A 4,474-nucleotide genomic window follows, 5' to 3' on the forward strand; every position below is an offset into this window, starting at 1 on the left:
CTGGTGAACGTGGTGCCCCACTTTCGCACGGCCGCGCAGCGCGGTCTCGTAGTGGTTGACTACGATGCCGTGATCACGAGCCCGATTGCCGAGCTCGAGCGCGTGGCCCGGAGCTTGCGCATTGAGCCGACGCCACAGACCGAGGCGGCGATCAAGAGCTTTGCCACTGACTTTTTGGTCCTGGGCATGCGTCATAGTCAGTTCGGCATCGAGGATCTCGAGGGCAGCCGCGACATCGATCCGCTGGTGCGGGACGCCTATCGCCGGCTGCACCAGCTTGCCTACGACGAGATCACCACGGACTCCGAGCTGTTGTGGAAGGACTGGCAGCGCATCGAGCAGGCATTGGCGGCGAGGGCGCCGGTGCTGGAATACATTGATACCTTGCTCGACGATCTGCGCCGCGCAAAGCGCGACCCGCGGGGTCCGTTTCAGGCACTGCCCGAATTGCTGCGATATCTGCGCGGACGGTAGCTTGCCAGTATCATCATTCAACACCACTATACTGTACTCGATTTTTCTGTGCGTATTCAGCTTGAGCAATCGGGGGAAATATAACGTTGGGCACTGATTGCGATATCGTCCACGTTGGTTACCACAAAACCGCCACAACATGGTTTCAACGCCGCCTTTACCCTCTAGTAAATAATTACCGTTATATCCAGCCAGTCGCAGTGAGAAATGCCTTCCTTTACGAGCATGCCTTTGTGTTTGATCCGCAAGCAGTGCGCGAGCGACTCGGATTGGACGGTGGTCTGCCATCGATTCTATGCGAGGAAGAGTTGAGCGGTAATTTTCAGACAGGCGGGCATCTCGGTGCGCTATCCAAAGACATTGCTGAGCGCATATACCGTGTCTTGCCGGAGGCCAGGATTGTCATTTTTATCCGCAATCAGCTCGATATGATCGCCTCCGCGTATGCACAGTATATAAGGCGGGGCGGCACCCACGGACCCGGGCGGTTTCTCTTCCCAGCCCGCTACCGAAAGGGATTGCAGCAATACAACGGCTGGAAGCCGTATACTAAGCCATTGTTTTTTTTCGACCATTTCGCGTATTTGGGGCTGCTTCGCCACTACCGGGCTCTCTTCGGCGATGAAAACGTGCATGTTTTCGCTTATGAGTCATTCCGGGAGGATGCATCTGCTTTCCTCGCTGGCTACACCGCGCAGTTAGGTATGAAATTGGATCTGGGCCAAGTCGAATTCGGCGCGCTGAATTCTTCATATCGGCACCGTACGCTGCATTTAGCTCGCATTCTCCATCATTTGACCTATCGCAATGACGTTATCGACAAGAGCTGTACGGTTCCGCTTCTCCGGTTCAAGCGCTTGCAGCGTCAGCTCGATCGGTTTAATGCCAGTCGATTTGCCGGGCGGATGCTATCGGCACGCGAGCTTCTCGGCAGCGATATCGTGGCCTTTATTCAAGAGCATTTCGCGGAGAGCAATCGGCAGCTTGCTGATGAGACTGGGCTACCTCTTGCTGCCTATGGTTATTTCGGTGCGGCAAGCAGGTAGCCAGCTGCGGAGGAGCGACAGGTGGAGCTTTTAAGCGACGTCGGCAGCGGAGATCAGACCTGCCGGATCGTGAGCCCATCCGCTAACTGCCGTTGCAAATCGAATACTTTTAGCATGGGAGTCTCCGGCCGATCATTATATGACGTGGGCAATCGACCCTTGCTCCTCCCCATACCGTGAAGACCGATGTGTTAGAGGACATTTCGGATTTAAGTTTCGGTACCCATTGAGCAGCGCAGTCCTCCTAAAGAAGCCTCCCGATCCAGCCAGGCTTGCAGCATGAGCAGATTCCAGATGCGTTTCTGCCAGTGGCGATTGTCGGTGCGTTGGGTCGCCCAGACACGCTGCACCGCTTCGGGATTCAATATGCCTTGACGGCCGAGTCGGTCATATGCCAGCAAATCCTCCGCCCAGCCGCGTAGTGGACTAGCCAGCCAGTGACCGACGGGTGCGCTGAAGCCTTGCTTCGGTCTCGCGAAAAGCGGCCTCGGGACGTGCCGGGCGAGGACCTCGCGCAGGATCCATTTGCCTTGACCGCCGCGGCTTTTCATCTGCCGTGGCAATCGCCAGGACCATTCCACTACCCGGTGATCGAGCAGCGGGCTGCGGACCTCGAGCCCCGTGGCCATGCTCGTGCGATCCACCTTCACCAATATCACCTCGGTGAGGTAATGAATGAGATCGAGCAGCAGCGTTCGCAGCAGTGGGTCGGTGATACCGGGCCACTTGTCGCCGTCGGGGAAGGTTGTCGATGGTTCCTGAGCGCCGATGACGAGGGCGTTCGGGTGAGGCCACTGCGAGATCGTATGGAAATAGAGCGCATCCACCGACCGCGCAGCGAGGCGCAACGCGGATTTTACCCTTCTCGCGCGTACTCCATGTGGCCACGGCCAGCGGGAGAATACGAATGACGCGATCTCCCGCAACGCCAGCGGCATGCGTTGCAACTCACGCCATCGGCGGTCAGTGCCGTTGAAGCGCGAGTAGCCGCAGAACAGTTCGTCCCCGCCGTCGCCGGTGAGCACGACCTTCGCGTGCGGACGCGCCATGCGAGCGATGAGATAATTGGGAACTTGCGCTAAATCGGCCAAGGGTTCATCGACGATCTCGGGCAACTCGGGCACCGTGTCGATGGCGTCTTTCGCCGTGAGGTGCATCTCGGTGTGATCGGTGCCTAAATGCTGGGCGACAGCGCGGGCGTGCGCCGTCTCACCGTCGATGTCCTTGCCGAAGCCCAAAGCGTAGGTCTTGACCGGCACGGGGCTTTGCGCCTGCATGAGCGAGACGATCAACGACGAGTCGATGCCGCCGGAGAGGAATGCGCCGACCGGCACGTCGGCTTCCAGGCGCTGCGCCGTCGCGTCTGCCAGTAAACGCTCGAGGGAATGGATCGCCTGCTGATCGCCGCACTCGAGGGGGTCGTCGATCCCGGCCTGAGCCACCTCGGGCGCGGACCAATAAGCGCGAACGCTTTCCTGCGGCTCGCGTCGTCGCGGCGCCTGCTGCGCAACGGTGAGGACGCACCCCGCGTTGAGCTTGCGTAGTGCCTTGTAGATACACCACGGCGCCGGGATGTATCCGAAGCGCAGATAGAGACTTATCGCGTCGCGATCGAGTTCGCCGGAGAATCCCGCCAGTACGCGGAAGGCTTTGAGCTCCGAGGCGAACGCGAATGTGCCGTCGAGCCAGCCGTAGTACAGCGGTTTCTTCCCCAGGCGGTCGCGCACCAGCTTCAGCGAGCGCGCGCGGCGGTCCCATAGCGCGAAGGCGAACATGCCGTTGAGGCGAGGCAGAGTGTTGTCCAGCCCCCACTGGGCAATGGCGGCGAGCAGCACTTCGGTATCGGAATGACCGCGGAAGATGTGGCCCTGAGCGGCCAATTCACTGCGCAGCGCGCGGAAGTTGTATATTTCCCCGTTGAAAGTGATCACATAGCGGCCACAGGGGGAGACCATCGGTTGATGCCCCTCGGGGGATAGATCGACAATCGACAAGCGCCGATGGGAGAGCGCGACCTCGGCGCTTGATTCCTCCCAGGCTCCGGCGTCGTCGGGGCCGCGGTGCGCCAAGGTTTCCGCCATGCGCGCGGCGTGCATGCCGATGGGTCCTTGAATCGTCGTGTCAGGGCGCCACCGCCACAAGCCCGAGATGCCGCACACAAGCCGCCTGCCTCCTGTCGAAACCGCCGCCCGTCAATCACGCCGACGCGTGTGCGATCAGCGAACGCAGAACAAACCGCCGCTATGTTCTCATTAGCTGCGGGCGTTCACCAGATTCACGAGCGCCCAGCGGTCCCGCGGCCGAAAGGGGCCCGTATACCGCCCGCAATCGCCAGCGTGGGCCGCGCGGTGCGCAAGAGCCGCTGGGGCGCGCCAATATTTAATACGCTTTCGCTCGGGCGATGATGCCCGGCGGACAGGGCAGTGCCCTCGGAGGAAGTCTTCGTGCTGGCTTGTTCGGTTGCCCCGAGCGCTAGCCGCGCAGCTGCTCCCGAAAGCGCTCGCGAAACTTCACCACTTTCGGCGCGATCACCAGCTGGCAATACGGCGCATCGGGCTGTTGCGCGAAATAATCCTGATGATGCGCCTCGGCCGCATAGAAGGCGTGCAACGGCACGATCTCCGTGACGATCGGCTGCGGCCAGAGGCCGGCTTCGGTGATCTCGCGCTTGACGCTCTCGGCGATCCGCCGCTGCTCCTCGTCGTGCCACAATATGATCGAGCGGTATTGCGGCCCAACGTCGTGGCCCTGACGGTTGTGCTGGGTGGGGTCGTGAATGGTGAAAAAGACCTCGAGCAGGTCCCGGTAGCTGATGCTTTCGGGGTCAAACCGAATTTGCACGACTTCGGCGTGGCCGGTGCGTCCCGAGCAGACCTGCTGGTAGGTCGGGTCGGTAGTCTCGCCGCCCGCGTAGCCGGCGACGACCGCCTCGACGCCGCGTAGCTCCCGGTAGA

Annotated in this window: 4 protein-coding genes; 2 read left to right on the forward strand and 2 right to left on the reverse strand. The window is 60.8% G+C overall.

The window, feature by feature from the left end:
* Together AC52Q4_RS13280 and AC52Q4_RS13285 are read left to right on the forward strand one after the other, a co-directional pair.
* Positions 1–474, forward strand: a 474-nt coding sequence (locus AC52Q4_RS13280; protein ID WP_495537275.1) for a hypothetical protein, incomplete at its 5' end; no start/stop codon positions are given.
* An 86-nt stretch (positions 475–560) separates the two neighbouring features.
* Positions 561–1,520, forward strand: coding sequence for a hypothetical protein (locus tag AC52Q4_RS13285; protein WP_495537276.1), 960 nt, complete (start codon positions 561–563; stop codon positions 1,518–1,520).
* A 209-nt stretch (positions 1,521–1,729) separates the two neighbouring features.
* On the opposite strand, the gene asnB is transcribed toward AC52Q4_RS13285, so the two are convergent.
* Complete coding sequence (asnB, locus tag AC52Q4_RS13290; protein ID WP_495537277.1) at positions 1,730–3,679, reverse strand: asparagine synthase (glutamine-hydrolyzing); 1,950 nt, start codon at positions 3,677–3,679, stop codon at positions 1,730–1,732.
* A gap of 313 nt (positions 3,680–3,992) precedes the next feature.
* The coding region (gene msrA, locus AC52Q4_RS13295; RefSeq protein ID WP_495537278.1) for a peptide-methionine (S)-S-oxide reductase MsrA at positions 3,993–4,474 on the reverse strand (482 nt) is incomplete at its 5' end.

The organism is Nitrococcus sp. (genome assembly GCF_059432795.1).